This window comes from Streptomyces sp. MAI_2237 (assembly GCF_054189285.1).
On the sequence record NZ_JAJPGQ010000003.1, the window covers coordinates 3,201,681 to 3,217,039 of the forward strand.

Sequence of the window (15,359 nt, forward strand, 5' to 3'; positions counted from 1 at the left end):
ATCAGTACTCCACGTCCTGCGAGCGACGCCGGATGACCGTGACCTCGTCGCGCTGGTTTCCGGTCGGGCCGTAGTAGTTGAAGGCGTAGGTGAACTGCGCGTAGCCGCCCGCGAGATGGGTGGGCTTGAGCAGCAGCCTCGTGAGGGAGTTGTGGATGCCGCCCCGCTTGCCGCTGACCTCGGTCTTCGGCACGTTCACGGTGCGGTCCTGGGCGTGGTACATGTACACCGTGCCCTCGGGCATCCGGTGGGTGACCACGGCCCGGGCGGCGACGACGCCGTTGCGGTTGTAGGCCTCGATCCACTCGTTGTCCTTGACGCCGATCTTCTCGGCGTCGGTGGTCGACATCCAGATCGTCGGGCCGCCGCGGGACAGGTCGAGCATGTACTTGTTGTCCTGGTAGTTGGAGTGGATGGACCACTTCGAGTGCGGGGTGAGGTAGCGCACCGTCACCTCCGCGCGTCCGTCCCGCAGCTGCTCGTCCCCGTAGTGCCTCGGTGCGTTCAAGGGTGGCCGGTAGACCGGCAGTTGCTCGCCGAGCTCGGTCATCCAGTCGTGGCTGACGAAGAAGTGCTGGCGGCCGGTGAGGGTGTGCCAGGGCTTGCGGTGCTCGGTGTTGATGACGAACGGCGAGTAGCGCCGCCCGCCGGTCTCCGAACCCGACCACTCGTAGGACGTGATGACCGCCCGGGGCTGGGTGCGGGTGTCGGCGAACGTGATCCGTTCCGCCTCCCGCTCGGCGGACAGTTCGACCAGGCCCTCGCTGCCGGTCTGCTCCTGCAGCCGCCGGAAGCCCTCCGTGGCCAGCCGCCCGTTGGTGGTGCCGGACAGGGCGAGGATCGCCTCGCACATGTCGGTGGCGGTGGCCAGGGACGGGCGGCCGGCGGCCACGCCGTCGCGGACGGTGCCGTTGCGGTGGCGCAGGTCCTCGATCTCCCGGTCGGGGTGGACGGTGACGCCCTTGGTGGTCGTGCCGAGCGTGTCGAGGAGCGGGCCGATCGCCCGCATCTTCTGCGCCACGGCCGTGTAGTCGCGTTCGACGGTGACGAGCTTCGGCATGGTCCGGCCCGGGACGGGCTCGCACTCGCCGGCCTTCCAGTCCCGCACCACGCCGCCGGGCTGGGCGAGTTCGTCGGGGGTGTCGTGCTGCAGCGGCACGGCCATGACGTCCGTGCGCGTGCCCAGGTGGTCGACGGCCAGCTCGCTGAACTTGTCCGCGATCGTCAGGAAGGTGTCGTAGTCGGTGCGTGCCTGCCAGGGCGGTGCGATGGCCGGGGTGAAGGCGTGCACGAAGGGGTGCATGTCCGTCGACGACAGGTCGTCCTTCTCGTACCAGGTCGCGGCCGGCAGGACGACGTCGGCGAGCAGGCCGGTGGACGTCATCCGGAAGTCCATCGCGACCAGCAGGTCGAGCTTGCCCTCGGGCGCCTCGTCGTGCCAGACCACCTCCCGCGGGCGGTGCTCGGGCGGGGTCTCGGCGGAGCGGACGGCCGCGTCCGTGCCCAGCAGGTGCCGCAGGAAGTACTCGTTGCCCTTGCCGGAGGAGCCCAGCAGGTTGGCCCGCCACACCGTCAGCACCCGCGGGAAGTTGGCCGGGTCGTCCGGGTCCTCCACCGCGAACCTCAGGCGTCCCGCCTTGAGTTCGTCGACGACGTGTTCGGCGACCGGTCGGCCCTGCGCCGCCGCCTCGTCGGCCAGGTCCAGCGGGTTGCGGTCGAAACCGGGGTGGCCCGGCGTCCAGCCCAGCCGCACCGCCTGCGCGAGGGTGTCGGCGAACGCCTTGCCCTTGAAGCGTCCCGCGCCGAGCGGCGACGCCAGCTCCTCGGGCCCGAAGGCCTCGTAGCGCCACTGGTCGGTGTTCAGGTACCAGTACGAGGTCCCCGCCATGTGCCGGGTGGGCCGCTGCCAGTCGAAGGCGAACGCCAGATGCTGCAGCCCGGTGACGGGACGGACCTTCTCCTGGCCGACGTAGTGCGCCCAGCCGCCGCCGTTGACGCCCTGGCAGCCGGTCATCGTCGTCAGCGCAAGGAACGCGCGGTAGATGGTGTCGGAGTGGAACCAGTGGTTGGTGCCGGCCCCCATCGCGATCATCGAACGGCCCTGGGTGCGCTCCGCGTTGCGGGCGAACTCCCGGGCGATACGGGCCGCCTGCTCGGCGGGCACCGAGGTGACGGTCTCCTGCCACGCCGGGGTGTACGGCTGCGAGGCGTCCTCGTAGGAGGCGGGCCAGCTGCCCGGCAGACCGGGGCGGTGGACGCCGTACTGGGCGAGCATGAGGTCGAAGACGGTGGTCACCAGTCGGCCGCCGACCGTGCGGACCGGCACCCCGCGCACCATCACCGAACCGCCCTCGGTGGGGCCCTCGTCGAAGCGCGGCAGGGCGATCCCGACGGTGTCCTCGGCCGACTCCAGCAGGCTCAGCTCGGGCACCACGTCGCCGAGTTCCAGGTTCCAGCGGCCCCGCTCGGCCTCCCCCCAGCGGAAGCCGAGCGAGCCGTTGGGTACCACCGGGTCGCCGGTGGACGCATCGAGGAGCACGGTCTTGGACTCCGCGTGCTCCGTGTCGTGCCCGAGGTCGGCCGCGGTCAGGAACCCGTCCGCAACCATGCCGTGTTCGCTCTCGCGCAGGGTCACCAGGAACGGGGCGTCCGTGAACGACCTCAAGTAGTCGCGGAAGTACGGCACTTCACGGTCGACCAGGAACTCGCGCAGGATCACGTGCCCCATCGCCATGGCCAGCGCCCCGTCCGTGCCGGGATGCGGGGCGAGCCATTCGTCGGCGTGCTTGACGTTGTCGGCGTAGTCCGGGCTCACCGCGACGACCTTGGTGCCGTTGTAGCGGGTCTCGGTCAGGAAGTGCGCGTCGGGCGTACGCGTGACGGGGATGTTGGAGCCCCACATGACCAGATAGCCGGCGTTCCACCAGTCGGCCGCCTCCGGCACGTCCGTCTGGTCGCCGAAGACCTGCGGCGAGGCGATCGGCAGGTCGGCGTACCAGTCGTAGAACGACAGCAGGGTGCCGCCGATCAGCGACATGAACCGGGCGCCCGCGGCGAACGACGCCATCGACATCGCCGGGATCGGCGAGAACCCGGCGACGCGGTCGGGCCCGTACTCCTTGACGGTGTGCACCTGCGCGGCGGCCACCAGCTCGGCCACCTCGTCCCAGTCGGCGCGCACCAGGCCGCCCTTGCCGCGCGCCCGCTTGTAGGCGCGGGCCTTCGCCGGGTCGGAGGTGATCTCCGCCCACGCGGCCACCGGGTCGCCGAGGCGGCGGCGCGCCTCACGCCACAGCTTCAGCAGCGCACCCCGCACATACGGGTAGCGCACCCTGCTGGGCGAGTACGTGTACCAGGAGAACGACGCGCCCCGGGGGCAGCCGCGCGGCTCGTACTCCGGGCAGTCCGCGCCGATCGACGGATAGTCGGTGGCCTGGTGCTCCCAGGTGATGATGCCGTCCTTGACGTACACCATCCACGAGCAGGAGCCCGTGCAGTTCACGCCGTGCGTGGAGCGCACCACCTTGTCGTGCGCCCACCGGTCCCGGTAGAAGCCCTCCCACTTGCCGTCGTTCTCACCGAACACGGCCCGGCCGTCGGCCGAGACCTCACGCCGCGTCAGCAACCGCCGGGCCGCGAGCGGCCAGCCCTGCTCGCCGCGCGGCTGTTCCCGCCGAGCGTTTTGATCGTTCTCCATGGACCGGAACGCTAGGCGGCGCGTCCCCTGGTGCGCCTGGGGCGGGCGGTCCTGTCCGGACGGCCTTTCGGCCCCCTTCCGGCGGCGGGGACAGGGCCCAATGGCCCCGGTGCGGGGACCGGTCGGCGGGCGAGGCGGGTGGGCCCGGCGTTGCATTCTGAGCACTGATCGAACCGTGGATGCCGAGGCGCGTTCACGATCGCGTGCCGTACTCGCCGGCGGCCGTTCCCCCGTCCCCGGCCGCCCGGGTCACGGCGAGCACGGAGTGTGCCACCCGGCTCGGTCGGGCGTCCGGCCGCCTCGCGCGGCCGGACGTGGCATCCGCCCCGCGTCGGCGCGCATCCGTGGCCGCCGCCACCCGCACCGGTCGGCCGAGCCGGCCACCGACCTGTTGGAGACAACGTGATGAGCGCGCTGACCGTCGCGTCGGCCCCCGAGGACGCCCTCGCCCTCGAGACCGCCGAGGCACACCAAGCCCGTACGGCGGGCGAACTGGCCGGCCGCGTGGCGCTGCTGACCACCGCGGCGGGCACCGACCCGAGCGCGGCCGAGCGGGTCCGTGCCGGCCTCGCGGCCTTCTGCGACCGCGAGGTCCTGCCGTACGCGGAGGCCAAGGAGGCCGTCCTCTACCCCGCCGCGCGGACCATGCCCGACGCCCGGCTGCTGATCGTGAGCCTGGTGGCCGAACACCGCTGCCTCGCCGCGCTCGTGGACGCCCTGCGCGAGGCGGCGGCACCGGCGGACGCGGTGGCCGACGCTAGGGCCCTGCAGGTCCTCTTCGAGGAGCACATCGCCAAGGAGAACGGTCTGGTCCTGCCCCTGCTCGCCATGGCCCCCGGCGTCTCCCTGGCCGCCCTCCTCACCCGACTGCACGACAGCCTTCCCTCGGCCGAAGTCCCAGGACAGAAAGCAAGTGTGACGCACCGTCAGGTAGAGACGGAGAAAGCAGTCGGCGGCGGCGCGCCGGCCTGCGGGCAGGACGGCGACGTGACGCGCCGGCAGCCGGAGCCGGAGGCGCCGAAGACGGCGGGCGGCTGCGGCGGGGGCTGCGGCTGTGGTGGTGCCCGGGAGGCGGCCCTTCCCGAGCTCGACGTGCGCGCCGTCCCGCACTCCCTGCGTCACGCCTCCGTCCTCGGCGCACTCGACGCCGTCCCCGCGGGCGGCGCCATGGTGCTGGTCGCGCCGCACGACCCGCTTCCGCTGCTCGCCCAGATCGAGGACCGGCACCCCGGCGTCTTCACGGTGGAGTACCTGGAGCGAGGCCCCGAGACCTGGCGGCTCCGGCTCGGCCACCGCTGACCCCCCGTTCACCGCCCCGCGTACGAAGGAAGACCCCTCATGAAGGCCGCGCCCCGCCGCACCCGTGCCCTGATCGGCCTGGTCGGCATCGCCCTGTCCGCCGCCGGACCCGTCATGCTGCTGCGCGGGCGCAGCGGCCGGAAGGAGATCCGGGCCGAACTGACCGCGCAGCGCATCTCCTTCCCGGACCACGGACTCCCCGCCCACCTGGCCCGCTTCACCGGCTGCCAGGTGCGCACCGGGATCGAGGCCCATGCCTACGCCGACCTCATCAAGGACCATCTCGCCCAGGCGACCGGCGGCCTGACCTACGCGGAGATCACCGACGAACTCCACGCCGAAGGCGGCGAGGACGACAAGCTCGTCCGGCTGCGGCAGACCGCGTTCATGGGAGAGACCCTGCGCGGCTCGCTGCTGTCCGCCTGCCAGGCCCTGGCACCTCACCACCCTCGTCATGGGCCTCGGCGCCCTGCTGACCGGCACCGGAGCGGCCCTCGTGGCCACCGCCACCGGCCTGGAAGCACAGTGCCGCCGCCCTGACCGGCCGTAGGTCAAGGGACCGTCGGCCCTCCGGCGGGGACCGGTCGGCCGCCGCGCCGCACCCTTCCCGCTCCGCATGATGATCAGCGACCGACCCGGAGGTATCCCGTGCACCACCGCAATCCGCGCCTGTGGGGCCGTTTCCGTCGCCGTCCCCCGGCACAGGCGCCGCGCACGGTCCGGGCCGGTCACCGTCCGGCCGCCCGCCTCGTCTGCCCTGACTCCAGGGCGGCCGGACACAGCCCCGACACACGGGGGAGGGCGGGCAGATGAGCACCGTCGTACGGGCCGTGCGCCGCCAGCGGCACGACGCGGCGGAGCGCCCGTTCATCGTCATCTGGGAGTCCACCCGGGCCTGCCCGCTGGCCTGCCTGCACTGCCGCGCCGAGGCCGTGCCCGGCCGTGACCCCCGCGAACTGGACACCGCCGAGGCCAAGGACCTGCTGCGCCAGGTCGCCGACTTCGGGCAGCCCGCCCCGCTGTTCGTCATCACCGGCGGGGACCCCTTCCAGCGCCCCGACCTCACCGAGCTCATCGCCCACGGGCGGCGGATCGGGGTCCGGGTCGCCGTCTCGCCCTCCGGCACCCCCACGCTCACCGAGGAGCGGCTGCGCGCCGTGCACGCCGCGGGCGCGTCCGGGCTCTCGCTCAGCCTGGACGGCTCCACCGCCGAGGTGCACGACACCTTCCGCGGGGTGCCCGGCGTCTACCGCTGGACCCTGGACGCCTGGGACACCGCCCGCTCCCTCGGCATGAAGGTGCAGATCAACACCACGGTCGCCCGGCACAACCTGCACGACCTGCCCGACATCGTCCGGCTGGTCGCCGAGCACGGGGCGATGCTGTGGAGCGCCTTCTTCCTGGTGCCCACCGGCCGCGGCCGCGACCTCGGCGCACTGACCGCGGCCGAGACCGAGGACGTCCTCCACTTCGTTCACGACGTCGGCCTGACCGTCCCCGCCAAGACCACCGAGGCCCACCACTTCCGCCGCGTCGCGCTGCAGCGCCGCATCCTCGCGGACCGCGGCGAGGACCATGTCGCGGTGCTCGGCCTCGGCCCGCTGTACCGCGAACTGCGCGAGCGCGCCGCCGAGTTGGGCCTGGACGGCAGGGTGCGCCGAGTGCGGCGGCCGCCGCTGGACGTCAACGCCGGCCGCGGCTTCGTCTTCGTCTCCCACACCGGTGACGTGCACCCCAGCGGCTTCCTGCCGCTGAGCGCGGGGAACGTGCGCACCTCGCCGCTGACGTCGGTCTATCGCACCTCCCCGCTGTTCACCGCCCTGCGCTCACCCGGCATGCTTCAAGGCCGTTGCGGGGCCTGCGAGTTCCGCGAGGTCTGCGGCGGCTCGCGGTCACGGGCGTACGGCGTCACCGGCGACCCCTTCGCCGAGGAGCCGTGGTGCGGCTACCGGCCCGGCTCCTTCCCCCACCAGCGGGAACTGGCCGCGCTGCTGAACGGAGGTGCCGGCGAAGAACCAGCGGGAGGGTGACGGCCGCCCGCACCCGGGGCTCCAAGGAGTGAGGACGCCGTACTGCAAGCGGCTGCTGTGATCAGGTTCGGCTACGGGCGGGACGACGCCCGCATCCCGCGCAGCGATCCGCGGGACCGACCCCCACCGGGGACGGCAGACTGTTCAGGCACCGGTCCCGGCGGGGCGCGGTACGGCGGCGCTCTCCTCCGCCGCCATGCCGACGGCTCCGTTGACCCACCGGCCGGTGATCATCTCGGCGTCGATCCGGACGAAGACCCCGTCCCGCGGGGGCATCCAGGAGATGGGGCCGGAGCGGGACAGCCGCTCGTGCTCGGCCGGGTCGGTCACCACGGTGGCCCGCCCGGTGACGATCACGCTCCAGCCGGACCGGGTGACCGCGTCGAACTCGTCCGCCTCGAACGCGACCACGACGCCCTCGATGGCCCGCACCAGGTCGGAGGCGGGCGAGGTGTACAGCAGGACGGCGTCGTCCTCGTCGAGGGAGAAGTTGATGGGCAGGACCGCGGGCAGTGCCTGGCGGGTGTACACGACGCGGCCGACCGGCACCTTGGCCAGCAGGCGCAGACTCTCCTGTCGGTCGAGTGCGCGGAAGCTGTCTGTCTGGAACATCAGTCCATCGTCCGTGGGTGTGTACGTCCGGGGTAGGGCCGACCGGCCCTACTGCGACGGGCGGGACGTCCGTCCTCGGCCGGGGACCGATGGCCCCTGCCGTCGGCGGACGCGCGGACGCACCGTGGTGGAGGGAGCGCCGTCCGCGGCGCGCCCGTCCCGGCACAGGAGCGAGGAGACAACCGGTGTGCGAGTACTGCGGCTGCCAGTCCCTGACGTCCATCGACGAGCTGACCCGTGAGCACGACGAGGTCGTCCGCCTGATCAGCCACCTGCGCAGCGCCCACCAGGACGCCGACGTGGCACGGATGGCCGAGGTCGCCCGGCGGATCAGCACCGTGCTCGACCCCCACACGCGGGTCGAGGAACACGGTCTGTTCCCCGCGCTGGCCCCGGACTTCCCGGAGCAGATCGCCGCCCTGGAGGCCGAGCACCGCCACATCGAAGCGGTGCTGGCCGAGTGCGCCGACGGTGCCACGCCCTCCGACCCGTCCTGGCCCGATCGGCTGATGGCGGCGATGGCGATGCTGCGCGACCACATCCTGAAGGAGCAGGACGGCGTTTTTCCGGCCGCGCTCGCGACCTTGGGCACCGAGGAATGGGAAGCGGTGGAGGAGGTGCGCGCCCGGGCGGGTGGCGCCCTGCCCGGACGCGCCGCCTGACCCCCGGCTGTTGACCTTCCCGGGGGCGGCGGTCGTAGAGTCGTGAACGGCCGGACTTGATCACGACTCGTACGGGCCTGCGCGCCCGGGGCGGAGTGGCACGGTGGGCACGGAAACCAGCCGGACACAGGCGGGCCTGGACAACGAGCTGACGGACGCGCTGGTGCGCTCACGCCGGTTCTTCACCCGGGCGGAGATCTCGGAGGACCTGCGCACCCTGCACCGCAGCGGCGGCCGCCAGGCGGACGCGTTCTACCGGGACCGCTGGTCGCACGACAAGGTGGTGCGTTCCACCCACGGCGTGAACTGCACCGGCTCCTGCTCGTGGAAGGTGTACGTCAAGGACGGCATCATCACCTGGGAGGCGCAGCAGACCGACTACCCCTCGGTCGGCCCGGACCGCCCCGAGTACGAGCCGCGCGGCTGCCCGCGCGGAGCGGCGTTCTCCTGGTACACCTATTCGCCCACCCGGGTGCGCTACCCGTATGTACGCGGCGTGCTGCTGCGGATGTACCGCGAGGCCAAGGCCCGCCTGGGCGACCCGGTGGCGGCCTGGGCGGAGATCGTCTCCGACCCCGAACGCGCCCGCCGCTACAAGCAGGCGCGCGGCAAGGGCGGCCTGGTGCGGGCGAGCTGGGACGAGGCGGTGGAGATGGTGGCCGCCGCGCACGTCCACACGATCAAGGAGTACGGCCCCGACCGGCTGGCCGGCTTCTCACCGATCCCGGCGATGTCGATGGTCTCCCACGCGGCCGGCGCCCGGTTCTACTCGCTGCTCGGCGGGGTGATGCTGTCGTTCTACGACTGGTACGCCGACCTTCCGGTGGCCTCGCCGCAGGTCTTCGGCGACCAGACGGACGTCCCGGAGTCGGGGGACTGGTGGGACGCCGGCTACCTGATCATGTGGGGCTCGAACCTGCCCGTCACCCGCACCCCGGACGCGCACTGGATGGCCGAGGCCCGCTACCGCGGCCAGAAGGTGGTGGCGGTCTCCCCGGACTACGCCGACAACGTCAAGTTCGCCGACGAGTGGCTCGCGGCGCGGCCCGGCACCGACGGGGCGCTGGCGATGGCGATGGGCCACGTCGTCCTCAAGGAGTTCTTCGTCGACCGGACCACCGGGTACTTCACCGACTACGTCAAGCGGTACACGGACCTGCCCTTCCTGGTCACCGTCGAGGAACGCGAGGACGGCACGTACACGCCGGGCAAGTTCCTGACGGCGGCCGACCTGGGCGGCGAACACGCCGCGGCGGAACACGCCGAGTTCCGCACCGTGCTGCTGGACGGCGCGACCGGACGGCCCGTCGTGCCCAACGGCACCCTCGGCGACCGCTACGGAGAGTCGGGCGCCGGAAAGTGGAACCTGGACCTCGGAGACGTCGACCCGCTGCTGTCCGCCGAGGGCGGCGGCGAGGAACCGGTGCCGCTGGAGCTGCCCCGCTTCGACGCCGACGGCGGCGCGGACCGGCTGCGCCGCGGCGTGCCGGTGCGACGCGTGGCCGGCCGCCTGGTGACCACCGTCTACGACCTGCTGCTCGCCCAGTACGGCGTGGCCCGCGCCGGACTGCCCGGCCGCTGGCCCACCGGCTACGACGACGCGAGCGAGCCGTACACCCCCGCCTGGCAGGCCGCCGTCACCGGGGTGGACGCCGGCAAGGCGGCCCGGATCGCCCGGGAGTTCGCGGCCAACGCCGAGGAATCCGGCGGCCGGTCCATGATCATCATGGGGGCGGGGACGAACCACTGGTTCCACTCCGACACCATCTACCGCGCCTTCCTGACGCTGACCACACTGACCGGCTGCCAGGGCGTCAACGGCGGCGGCTGGGCCCACTACGTCGGCCAGGAGAAGGTCCGCCCGCTCACCGGCTACTCGGCGATCGCGACCGCGGCCGACTGGAACCGCCCGGCCCGGCAGATGATCCAGACCGCCTACTGGTACCTGCACGCCGACCAGTTCCGTTACGACCCCTTCTCCGCCGACACCCTCGCCGCGCCCGGCTCCGGCGGCCCGTTCGCCGGCAGGACCACCGCGGACGTCATCGCCGCCTCCGCGCGCATGGGCTGGATGCCGTCGTACCCGACCTTCGACCGCAACCCCCTCGACCTCGCGGACGAGGCCGCGGCGGCCGGGCGCACGGCAGCGGAGCACGTGGTGGGCGAGCTGAGGGCGGGCCGGCTGGGGTTCGCGGGCGAGGACCCGGACGCGCCCGAGAACTTCCCGCGGGTGCTCACGGTCTGGCGGGCCAACCTGCTCGGCTCCTCCGCGAAGGGCAACGAGTACTTCCTCAAGCACCTGCTGGGCACGGACTCCTCGGTGCGCGCCGCCGAGGCACCGCCGCACGCCCGCCCGAAGGACGTGGTCTGGCGCGAGGAGGCCCCCGCCGGAAAGCTCGACCTGCTGCTGACCCTGGACTTCCGGATGACCAGCACGACCGTCTTCTCCGACGTCGTACTGCCGGCCGCCACCTGGTACGAGAAACACGACCTGTCCAGCACGGACATGCACCCCTTCGTGCATGCCTTCAACCCGGCCATCGCCCCGCCCTGGCAGACCCGCACCGACTGGGACGCCTTCCACACCCTCGCCCGCGAATTCAGCCGCCAGGCCGCCGAACACCTCGGCGTGCGCGAGGACGTGGTGGCCGCGCCGCTGCTGCACGACACCCCCGACGAACTGGCCAACCCCCGCGGCCGGGTCCGCGACTGGAAGGCCGGCGAGTGCGAGCCCGAGCCCGGCCGCACCATGCCCCGGCTCGTCACCGTCGAGCGGGACTACGGCGCGATCGCCGACAAGATGGGCGCCCTCGGCCCCCTGCTGGACTCCCTCGGCGCCACCACCAAGGGCGTCACCTTCCACCTGGACAAGGAACTGCAGTACCTGCGGCACAAGAACGGCGTCGTCCGCGGCGGCCCCGTCGACGGCCGTCCCTCGCTCACCCGGGACGTCGACGCCTGCGAGGCGATCCTCGCCCTGTCCGGCACCACCAACGGCCACCTGGCGACCCAGGGCTTCCACACCCTGGAAGCCCGCACCGGAGTGCAGTTGGCCGACCTGGCCGCCGAGCACGAGGGCAGGCGGATCACCTTCGCCGACACCCAGGCCGCCCCCGTCCCGGTCATCACCAGCCCCGAATGGTCCGGCTCGGAGACCGGTGGCCGCCGCTACTCCCCGTTCACCGTCAACGTCGAACGCCTCAAGCCCTGGCACACCCTCACCGGCCGCCAGCACTTCTACCTCGACCACGACTGGATGGCCGCCCTGGGCGAACAGCTCCCCGTCTACCGACCGCCGTTGGACATGCACGCCCTGTTCGGCGAACCGCAGGTGGGCGAGAGGGGCGAACTCGGCCTGACGGTCCGCTACCTCACCCCGCACAACAAGTGGTCCATCCACTCCGAGTACCAGGACAACCTGTTCATGCTGTCCCTCTCCCGGGGCGGCCCGACGATCTGGATGAGCACCCAGGACGCCGCCAAGGTGGGCGTGCGGGACAACGACTGGGTCGAGGCCGTCAACCGCAACGGCGTCGTCGCCGCCCGCGCGATCGTCTCGCACCGCATGCCGGAGGGCACCGTCTACATGCACCACGCCCAGGACCGCCTGATCGACGTGCCCCGCACCGAGACCACCGGCCGGCGCGGCGGCATCCACAACTCCCTGACCCGCCTGCTGATCAAACCCACCCATCTCATCGGCGGCTACGCCCAGTTGTCGTACGCCTTCAACTACCTGGGTCCGACGGGCAACCAGCGCGACGAGGTCACCGTCATCCGGCGCCGCGCGAACCAGGAGGTGACCTACTGATGCGCGTGATGGCCCAGATGGCGATGGTGATGAACCTCGACAAGTGCATCGGCTGCCACACCTGTTCGGTCACCTGCAAACAGGCGTGGACCAACCGCACCGGCGTCGAGTACGTGTGGTTCAACAACGTCGAGACCCGCCCCGGCCAGGGCTACCCCCGCCGCTACGAGGACCAGGACACCTGGAAGGGCGGCTGGGAGCTCAACAAGAAGGGACGCCTCGCCCTGAAGGCGGGCGGCCGGTTCAAGAAGCTCATCCAGATCTTCTCGAACCCCGTACTGCCCACCCTCGACGACTACTACGAGCCGTGGACGTACGACTACGAGACCCTGACCAACGCCCCGGCGCAGGAGCACACCCCGGTCGCCCGCCCCAAGTCCCTGATCTCCGGCAAGGACATGAAGATCTCCTGGTCGGCGAACTGGGACGACGACCTCGGCGGCTCCCAGGCGACGGGCGAGAAGGACGTGCTGCTGCGGGAGATCTCCACGAAGATCAAGCTGGAGTTCGAGCAGAGCTTCATGTTCTACCTGCCGCGCATCTGCGAGCACTGCCTCAACCCCTCGTGCGCCGCGTCCTGCCCCTCGGGCGCCATCTACAAGCGCACCGAGGACGGCATCGTCCTGGTCGACCAGGACCGCTGCCGGGGCTGGCGGATGTGCGTGACGGGATGCCCGTACAAGAAGGTGTACTTCAACCACCGCACCGGCAAGGCCGAGAAGTGCACGTTCTGCTTCCCGCGTGTCGAGGTCGGCCTGCCCACCGTCTGCTCGGAGACCTGCGTCGGACGGCTGCGCTACATCGGACTCGTCCTGTACGACGCCGACAGGGTGCTGGAGGCCGCCTCCACGCCCGACGAGAAGGACCTCTACGAAGCCCAGCGCGGCGTGCTCCTCGACCCCGCCGACCCGGACGTCGTCCGTGCCGCGGAGCGGGCGGGCATCCCGCGGGACTGGATCGAGGCCGCCCAGCGCTCCCCGGTCCACGCCCTGATCAACACCTACAAGGTCGCCCTGCCGCTGCACCCGGAGTACCGCACCCTGCCCATGGTCTGGTACATCCCGCCGCTGTCCCCGGTCGTCGACGCCGTCCGCGACACCGGCCACGACGCCGAGGACCACACCAACCTCTTCGCCGCCGTCGACGCCCTGCGCATCCCGGTGGACTACCTCGCGCAGCTCTTCACCGCCGGCGACCCCGGCCCGGTGGACACGGTGCTGCGCCGCCTGGCCGCCATGCGCTCCTACATGCGCGACATCAACCTCGGCCGCGAACCCGACGCCGCCATCCCCGAGGCGGTCGGCATGAGCGAGGAGCAGATGTACGACATGTACCGGCTGCTGGCCCTCGCCAAGTACGACGAGCGCTACGTCATCCCCCCGGCCCACGCCGAACAGGCCCATCACCTGGAGGAGTTGGCCACCGAGTGCAGCCTCGACTACGAGGGCGGCCCCGGCATGGGCGGCTCCGGCCCCTTCGGCGAGACCTCCGGAGGCGCCGCGCCGATCGCGGTGGAGAACTACCGGGCCCTGCGCGACCGGCAGACCGCCGAGACCCCCGCGGCCCCCGTGGACAAGGCCACCCGGGTCAACCTCCTCAACTGGGACGGCAAGAGCTCCCCGCCCGGCCTGTTCCCGCCCCCGCCCGCCGACGGCCCCGGAGAGGAGACCGAGCCACGGCCATGAGGAAGACATCGCGCGGCTCCCGCACCGAGCCCTGGCACCCGCACGCCTGGCAGACGCAGTCCCTTCTGCTCGGCTACCCCGACGCACGCTTCGCCCGGCACCTCGACCTCGCCGCCCGGGTCGCCGCCGGTCTGCCGCAGCCGGTCGCCCAGCCCCTGCTGGCCTTCACCGCCCTCGCCGGACAGACCGCCCCCGACGACCTCGCCACCGCCTACGTGGCCACCTTCGACCACCGCAAACGCTGCTGCCTCTACCTCACCTACTACACCCACGGCGACACGCGGAAGCGCGGCCTGGCCCTGCTGCGCCTCAAACAGGCCTACGCCGCCGCCGGCTGGCGGCTGAGCGACGACGAACTGCCCGACCACCTCGCCGTCGTCCTGGAGTTCGCCGCGACCGAACCGGACGCCGGAGTCCGCCTGCTCACCGAGCACCGGGCCGGCCTGGAACTGCTGCGCCTGGCTCTCACCGACGACGACTCGCCCTGGGCCCGGGTGCTCGACTCCGTCTCGGCCACCCTGCCCGCCCTCGCCGGCGACGAACGCGAGGCCGTCCTGCGCCTCGCCGCGGCCGGCCCGCCCGACGAACAGGTCGGCCTCGACCCGTACGCCACCCCCGTACTCCTGCCCGACCCCACCGTGAGGGGCTCCCGATGACCACGCCCGCACCGCCCCTCACGCTCGCGGCCGGCACCGGCACCGGCGCCGTCCTGCTGTGGGTCGCCCTGCCCTACGTCGCCCTCGCCGTGTTCGTCCTCGGCCACGTCTGGCGCTACCGCTACGACAAGTTCGGCTGGACCACCCGCTCCTCCCAGCTGTACGAACGGCGCCTGCTGCGCATCGGCAGCCCGCTGTTCCACTTCGGCATCCTCGTCGTGCTGCTGGGCCACATCGGCGGCCTGGTCGTCCCCAAGAGCTGGACGGAGGCGGTGGGCATCAGCGAGAACGCCTACCACGCCTCGGCCGTCGTCCTGGGCACGATCGCGGGCGTGTGCACGCTCGGCGGACTGGCGATCCTCGTCTACCGCCGCCGTACCGTCGGCCCCGTCTTCTCCGCCACCACCCGCAACGACAAGGCCATGTACGTCCTGCTGACCGCGACCATCGTGCTCGGCCTGTCCGCCACCGTGGCCGCGAACCTCGTCGGCGGCGGATACGACTACCGCGAGACCATCTCCCTGTGGTTCCGCGGCGTCTTCTCCCTGCGGCCCGACCCCGACCGGATGACCGGCGCCCCCGTCCTGTTCCAGCTGCACGCGATCAGCGCCATGCTGCTCTTCGCCGCCTGGCCCTTCACCCGTCTCGTGCACATGCTCACCGCGCCGCTCGGCTACCTCACCCGCCCCTACATCGTCTACCGCAGCCGCGACGAGCGGCTCGGCGCCCGCCCGCCACGCCGCGGCTGGGAACGCGTCGGCTGACCGCCCCGCGGGAGGTCGTGCCGCCGCCGACGGAGATCGTCCGCCGCCCGCGGCGCCATGCCCCTCCCCAGGCCTTCACCCGATCCCACCCGCATTCTCACGACCTGCGTCAGAGGGGCACAGTGAGATGTGGGAGCGTGAGT

10 protein-coding genes are annotated in these 15,359 nt (G+C 72.2%); 8 read left to right on the forward strand and 2 right to left on the reverse strand.

Annotated features, from left to right (window positions below; all coding sequences use genetic code 11):
* Position 1: 1 nt before the first annotated feature.
* Positions 2-3,697, reverse strand: coding sequence for a nitrate reductase subunit alpha (locus LN251_RS25110; RefSeq protein ID WP_458246365.1), 3,696 nt, complete (start codon positions 3,695-3,697; stop codon positions 2-4).
* A gap of 405 nt (positions 3,698-4,102) precedes the next feature.
* On the opposite strand from LN251_RS25110, the gene LN251_RS25115 reads away from it, so the two are divergent.
* The 3 genes from LN251_RS25115 (at position 4,103) to LN251_RS25125 (ending at position 7,026) form a co-directional block, all read left to right on the forward strand.
* The gene (locus tag LN251_RS25115; protein ID WP_458246366.1) at positions 4,103-4,996 is read left to right on the forward strand and encodes a DUF2249 domain-containing protein; all 894 of its coding nucleotides are present in this window, start codon (positions 4,103-4,105) and stop codon (positions 4,994-4,996) included.
* A gap of 39 nt (positions 4,997-5,035) precedes the next feature.
* Entirely contained in the window at positions 5,036-5,536 is a 501-nt protein-coding gene (locus tag LN251_RS25120; protein ID WP_458246367.1) for a hypothetical protein, read from the forward strand.
* 269 nt (positions 5,537-5,805) lie between these two features.
* Positions 5,806-7,026, forward strand: a complete 1,221-nt coding sequence (locus tag LN251_RS25125) for a TIGR04053 family radical SAM/SPASM domain-containing protein (protein ID WP_458246368.1) — start codon at positions 5,806-5,808, stop codon at positions 7,024-7,026.
* 144 nt (positions 7,027-7,170) lie between these two features.
* On the opposite strand, the gene LN251_RS25130 is transcribed toward LN251_RS25125, so the two are convergent.
* Positions 7,171-7,638: a pyridoxamine 5'-phosphate oxidase family protein gene (locus LN251_RS25130; RefSeq protein ID WP_458246369.1), complete on the reverse strand. Its 468-nt coding sequence runs from the start codon at positions 7,636-7,638 to the stop codon at positions 7,171-7,173.
* A gap of 185 nt (positions 7,639-7,823) precedes the next feature.
* On the opposite strand from LN251_RS25130, the gene LN251_RS25135 reads away from it, so the two are divergent.
* The 5 genes from LN251_RS25135 to narI all read left to right on the forward strand — a co-directional run bounded on the left by LN251_RS25135 (position 7,824) and on the right by narI (position 15,216).
* Positions 7,824-8,300: a hemerythrin domain-containing protein gene (locus tag LN251_RS25135; RefSeq protein ID WP_458246370.1), complete on the forward strand. Its 477-nt coding sequence runs from the start codon at positions 7,824-7,826 to the stop codon at positions 8,298-8,300.
* A 103-nt stretch (positions 8,301-8,403) separates the two neighbouring features.
* Positions 8,404-12,111 (forward strand): nitrate reductase subunit alpha, encoded by a 3,708-nt coding sequence (locus LN251_RS25140; protein ID WP_458246371.1) that lies wholly within the window; start codon positions 8,404-8,406, stop codon positions 12,109-12,111.
* Positions 12,111-13,796, forward strand: a complete 1,686-nt coding sequence (narH, locus tag LN251_RS25145; protein WP_458246372.1) for a nitrate reductase subunit beta — start codon at positions 12,111-12,113, stop codon at positions 13,794-13,796. Before LN251_RS25140 ends, narH begins: the two co-directional genes overlap by 1 nt.
* The gene (narJ, locus tag LN251_RS25150; protein WP_458246373.1) at positions 13,793-14,452 is read left to right on the forward strand and encodes a nitrate reductase molybdenum cofactor assembly chaperone; all 660 of its coding nucleotides are present in this window, start codon (positions 13,793-13,795) and stop codon (positions 14,450-14,452) included. Before narH ends, narJ begins: the two co-directional genes overlap by 4 nt.
* Positions 14,449-15,216, forward strand: a complete 768-nt coding sequence (narI, locus tag LN251_RS25155; RefSeq protein ID WP_458246374.1) for a respiratory nitrate reductase subunit gamma — start codon at positions 14,449-14,451, stop codon at positions 15,214-15,216. The genes narJ and narI overlap by 4 nt, the downstream gene beginning before the upstream one ends.
* The last annotated feature ends 143 nt before the right edge of the window (positions 15,217-15,359 follow it).